We start from the raw sequence: 1,056 nt of genomic DNA, 5'->3' as shown, positions 1-1,056 counted from the left end.
GGGGACGTGTCCCGGGGGCGAACGTCGGGCGACGCGTCGGCGACGGGACCCGGCCCGCCCCGAGGGTGCCCCGTTCGGCCCCCGGGGTCCGTCCGCCGGCCGATCGGGGTGGGCCCCGGGGCGCCGTGCGCGCTAGGGTGCCATCGGCGCGCGCTCGCGCGCGGAATGTCCCACCCGGAGGGTCCGTGTCCCGTTTCCTGCTGCTCAAGTCGTTGCTCGGGCCGCTGTTGAAGCTCCTGTTCCGCCCCCGGGTGGAGGGCGCGGAGCACATCCCCGGCGAGGGGCCGGTCATCCTGGCGGGCAACCACCTCACCTTCATCGACTCGATGATCCTGCCGCTGGTCACCGGACGGCGGGTGTACTTCATCGGCAAGAACGAGTACGTCACCGGCAGATCGCCCAAGGGGCGGCTGATGGCCTGGTTCTTCACCGGGGTCGGGATGATCCCGGTGGACCGCGACGGCGGTCACGGCGGCGTGGCCGCGCTGATGACGGGGCGTCGGGTGCTGGAGGAGGGCAAGTGCTTCGGCATCTACCCCGAGGGCACCCGCTCCCCCGACGGACGGCTGTACCGCGGGCGCACCGGGATCGCCCGGCTCACCCTGATGACCGGTGCCCCGGTGGTGCCGTTCGCGATGATCGGCACCGACCGCATCCAGCCGGGCGGGGCCGGGCTGCCCCGGGTCGGTCCGGGGCGCCGGGTGACGGTGCGTTTCGGCCGACCCCTGGACTTCTCCCGGTACGAGGGCATGGACCGTGACCGCTACGTGCTGCGCGCGGTCACCGATGAGGTGATGGCGGAGGTGATGCGGCTCTCCGGCCAGGAGTACGTCGACATGTACGCCACCAAGGCCAAGGCCGCGGAGGCGGCCCCCGCCGGCCCGACGGTCACCCGGATGGCGCCGCGCGGGTCCGCCGCGCGACGGGCCGGGGAGGACCCGGCCTCCGGGGCACGCGCCGCCTGAACCGATTGCCCCCGAGCACCCCGCGGCCCCCGTCACCCGATCCCGGGTGACGGGGGCCGCGGGGTGCTCGGGGGGGCGCGGGCGGTGGTTC

At 75.0% G+C, this 1,056-nt stretch carries 1 protein-coding gene; it reads left to right on the top strand.

Translation table 11 applies throughout. The features are described from left to right. Nucleotides 1–185 precede the first annotated feature (185 nt). Nucleotides 186–965 carry a lysophospholipid acyltransferase family protein gene (locus FOE67_RS26670; RefSeq protein WP_182667384.1) on the top strand — a complete coding sequence of 260 codons (780 nt, stop codon included), beginning with the start codon at nucleotides 186–188 and terminating at the stop codon, nucleotides 963–965. Nucleotides 966–1,056 lie beyond the last annotated feature (91 nt).

It is taken from the genome of Streptomyces calidiresistens (assembly GCF_014141525.1).
In the GTDB taxonomy this organism is placed as follows: Bacteria; Actinomycetota; Actinomycetes; order Streptomycetales; family Streptomycetaceae; genus Streptomyces; species Streptomyces calidiresistens.
Note: the sequence above shows the minus strand (reverse complement) of the source record. Positions and strands in the feature narration are given on the sequence as shown.